Origin of the sequence: Bradyrhizobium sp. sGM-13 (assembly GCF_018398875.1) — a bacterium.
In the GTDB taxonomy this organism is placed as follows: Bacteria; Pseudomonadota; Alphaproteobacteria; order Rhizobiales; family Xanthobacteraceae; genus Bradyrhizobium.
Genome location: NZ_JAGWDK010000108.1, coordinates 1 through 3,776 on the forward strand (window position 1 = coordinate 1; position 3,776 = coordinate 3,776).

General features: G+C 57.5%; 3 protein-coding genes and 2 pseudogenes. 3 read left to right on the plus strand and 2 right to left on the minus strand.

Annotation, left to right across the window (positions count from 1 at the left end; genetic code table 11):
* A partial coding sequence (locus KJQ96_RS38125; protein WP_213291122.1) for a transposase family protein occupies positions 1–338 on the minus strand: 338 nt, incomplete at its 3' end.
* Between the two features lie 73 nt (positions 339–411).
* Between KJQ96_RS38125 and KJQ96_RS38130 the strand changes: the two are divergent.
* Positions 412–576: pseudogene (locus tag KJQ96_RS38130) on the plus strand (transposase); the annotation flags it as partial.
* 51 nt (positions 577–627) lie between these two features.
* Here the strand turns inward: KJQ96_RS38130 and KJQ96_RS38135 are convergent.
* Positions 628–1,056 carry a GNAT family N-acetyltransferase gene (locus KJQ96_RS38135; RefSeq protein ID WP_213291123.1) on the minus strand — a complete coding sequence of 143 codons (429 nt, stop codon included), beginning with the start codon at positions 1,054–1,056 and terminating at the stop codon, positions 628–630.
* Positions 1,057–2,229: 1,173 nt separating this feature from the next.
* Between KJQ96_RS38135 and KJQ96_RS38140 the strand changes: the two are divergent.
* Positions 2,230–2,999, plus strand: a pseudogene (locus tag KJQ96_RS38140) (alanine dehydrogenase); the annotation flags it as partial.
* 259 nt (positions 3,000–3,258) lie between these two features.
* Positions 3,259–3,654 (plus strand): transposase, encoded by a 396-nt coding sequence (locus tag KJQ96_RS38145; RefSeq protein ID WP_213291064.1) that lies wholly within the window; start codon positions 3,259–3,261, stop codon positions 3,652–3,654.
* Positions 3,655–3,776: the final 122 nt, after the last annotated feature.

Here is a 3,776-nt window from a genome sequence, read left to right on the forward strand (position 1 = left end):
GGCTGTATCGCAGGCGAACCTCGCGATGGCGAGGTGGGGGCCTCATGCCGGTTACCCTCGAAGCGCTCGGTGAAAATACGTCGACCGCACAGAACTGTATCGCAGCGAAAGCGGCGCGCCACGACCATAACCCGGACCTGCCGCCCCGCCAGCGGCAGATCGGTTAGGCGCCGCTGATATCGGCTATGGATCCGCCTTGAACCGGCTCCGCACCCGGGACAGAGACTCTTGCCGCTCGTGGGACGCACGGTGATCACCGTCGTGGCGCCGTCACAGAAGGCACTCTCCACGTCAAACCCGCGAGGAACCAGGGCCGACGGACGTAAGGCTCGCTGCATCACGTTGATTCCTTTGTGAAACCAACGTGAGCCGGCACTCGAACTTCATCAAAAGTGAGTCAGAGCCAAATTTGAACGCCGATTGACACGCAAGCAGATCGTCGAAGCCGTCTTCGGACAGATCAAACAGGCAAGAGGGTTCAGGCAATTCCTGCTGCGCGGCATCGAAAAGGTCAGCGCAGAATGGGCGCTCATCTGCACCGCTCACAACCTCGTCAAGCTCGCAAGGGCCGCCTGAGCCGCCATTATCAAGATAAAACTGCCTTCCCAAAGCTAACTGGACAGGCTCCTAGATAGAGGATGCTTCTAAGTCCTTGGTCATAAAAACCCGGAATGTTCCGGGTGGGTCGCTAGGTATTCGGCCAGAGGTTTTCCATCCATTCCGAGCGTAGAAATCTGGAAAGTTGGTCGTGTAGAGGAAAGCCGATCGGCAGCCACGCCGTCGACCTTCGTCTTCAAATTCCTTCAAAATCATTGTTCCCAAGCCCCTTCCGCGAAATCCCCTGGGCAAAAAGAACGAGTCTAGGAACAACAATCCCGCCGATGAAATTCCCATCGCGCCTCCTAGAACGCGCTCGGATGCGGGATCCGTTAAGACCACGGCGATGGGACGATTATCGCCGACGCCGGTGATAGCATCAATGAAATCGTCATTACCTCCCTCGATTGCTTTTACGATGGAAGAAGCGATTACATCAGTTACAACGATGTCCGGCATTTCTCTTCCCTCCGCGTACAGACTATAGCAATAGCGTACCGCAAAATCGACATTAGATGAACTTGCGATCCGAGATGAACGCAACCAGATTGCACTCGAATTGCTCGGCAAAGCACGCGAGCCGATGCAAGCGGCCCGTTGACAATACTGCACTGTAAACATCTCTTCTTGGTCCGTCGCGGTCCGTCGCGCCAATTTGTTGCTCCAGCGACAGCATCCCTTTAGTAGAGAAGCGGACATTCACTTCGGTACACTCACGCCACCGCGTTTTACACCGGCCTAGCCACGGCATGGGCATCACTTCAGCGAAGCCAAGTATGATGGGTCCATGTTTGAAGTTTGCTCAGGAGCATTGGCCAGCACAGTGGTCATTGGGACTTCTTCTTGACCAAAATGTCTTCTCATGGGTCTTAACGAGCTCATTGGTCTTAACGAGCGTATGGCTCAGTCTACATGGCCAGTCGAGCTTTGAAACTACTAGGATCGATGGTCGATATTTGTTGTTCTGGAAAGTATGATCCAGTGATCAGCATCGAGCGCCGCTCGTAGGGTGCGCTGATGAGCTCGAACAGCACACTTGTCTCGGCCTCGACCGCTTCGTCCAGCAGGCCGTGATGCAGGTGCTGCAGGCAGACTGGACAGGACGTTGTCTAATGCGTGCGTTTCCATGAAATTTTTGCCATTTATCATCATGCAATTGTAAGGCTTACCCGCGCCTTTGCATCGATCCGCTAGCAAGATGCAAGAAGTTGCGCCCGCGCCAACTGCCAACCTCAGTAGTTGGTCGGGTGATAGAAGCATGTTATCGATTGGCTGATAAGCCTCGTGAGCTTCCGGCTGGTCCCGGTGGCGTCCGGCCTGTGCTCACGGTGACCGATCGAGAAATCCTAGGCGCTTCCGTTTTCAGTGAAATCACCGAGCTTCGTCACTATTACGAGCACCACTGGACTATCGATGGCCTCCTTGGCTATCTCTACTCGACGTCCGTGGGTGCGTCAGGCGTTCTCGGGCCCCGTCGTGACGATTTTACGACGCGTATTCGTCGGTTGTTACTGTCATATTCGCCCTCTGGTTCCTTTGTGGAACGAGGTCACCACACGACGCTACTTGGATACAGACTGTAGCCCCGAAATGGGCACTGAATTGGCGAAAGCTTTCCGCGAGAGGGACGTTATCGCTTATGAAACCGTGACTGACGCACACGGCGGCCTGCGCTGCTTGCCCCAATGAGCGAAGTCGCAGGCAGGCTTGCAATCGAGGCGACCGGCACGGCCCTGAAGCGATATACAGGTGGGCGGGGGCTGTTGATCGGCGGCGTTCCCGGTGTTCAGCCCGCCCGTATGGTGGTGATCGGGGGCGGCGTTGTCGGTACCCATGCCGCACGCATGGCCGCGGGTCTCGGTGCCGAGGTCACCATCATTGACCGATCGATACCCCGGCTCCGCGAGCTAGACGAATGGTTCGAAGGTCGCGTTCGTACCAGGTTCTCGACGATCGACAGTGTCGAGGAGGAGGTGTTTACGGCAGACGTCGTCATCGGCGCGGTTCTTGTGCCCGGCACGAGCGCGCCGAAGCTGGTCAGCCGTAAAATGTTGAGCTCAATGCGCAGGGGCTCGGTGATCGTCGACGTCGCCACTGATCAAGGAGGCTGTTTTGAGACGTCGCACCCGACGACGCACGCTGATCCAACTTACGAGGTGGACGGCGCCATTCATTACTGTGTGGCCAATATGCCGGGAGCTGTCCCGCAGACTTCAAGCCACGCACTCAACAACGAAACGCTGCCATTTGGTTTGGCTCTGGCCAACAAGGGCTTCGCGGCGGTGTTTGAAACTCCGCATCTGCGCTCAGGCCTCAATGTCTATCGGGGTCGGCTGACTTATAAGGCGGTCGCCGAGAGTCTCGGCTTGCCATTCTCACCGATCGAACACGCTGCGGCCTGATCCCAAAGACCCTCAAGGGCCGTTCCTCCCTTACTTGGGCCACTCCGTTGGAGTGGCCCATTTTTTGTGTGCCGAGTATGAACGACAACTTGGGGGTGGAAGTCCTCTACCCAGCCTGATGGTGGCGAAGGGTTAGCGAAGCGCAAGGGCGTCATCGTGAGGTGGGGCCTGAAGAAAGGTTAGCGTGTAGGTCACCCCGCATAGCGGGCGGTGTTTGATTGTTAGAGAATCTCCCGGTGATTTGTTCCCAGGAGATCATATGAGCGAACATAGGTCTGACACTAAGAGCTTCGAAGTTATCACGGCGACACCCGAGCGGCTTCCCGTCAGTCCGGGGCGGAGCCATCGCACCTGGTCGCGGGAGGCGAAGGAGCGGATTGTCGGGGAAACGTTCGCGCCGGGGGCGAACGTGTCGGCGATCGCGCGGGCTCACGGGCTTGATCCGTCGCAGGTGTTTGCCTGGCAGCGCAAGGCGCTGGCCTCGGGGATTGTTGCGCCGCTTTCCGAGCGAGCCCGACCGGTCAAGTTCGCGCGTTTTGAAGCTGTGGCGGGCGAGACGATGGAAATTGTGGTCGGCGATGTCGCGGTGCGCATCGGCAGCGATGTGGAGCCTGAGCGGCTTGCTGCGGTAATCCGGGCGGTTCGGCAGGCATGATCCCGGCAGGTGTTCAGGTTTACGTGGCCAGCACGCCGGTCGACTTCCGTAATTATGCGGAGCGCATGGTTATGCAGAGTCCGCGGCGGAATGTTGCGGCCGCCGCGGCTTTTCTCGTAGAT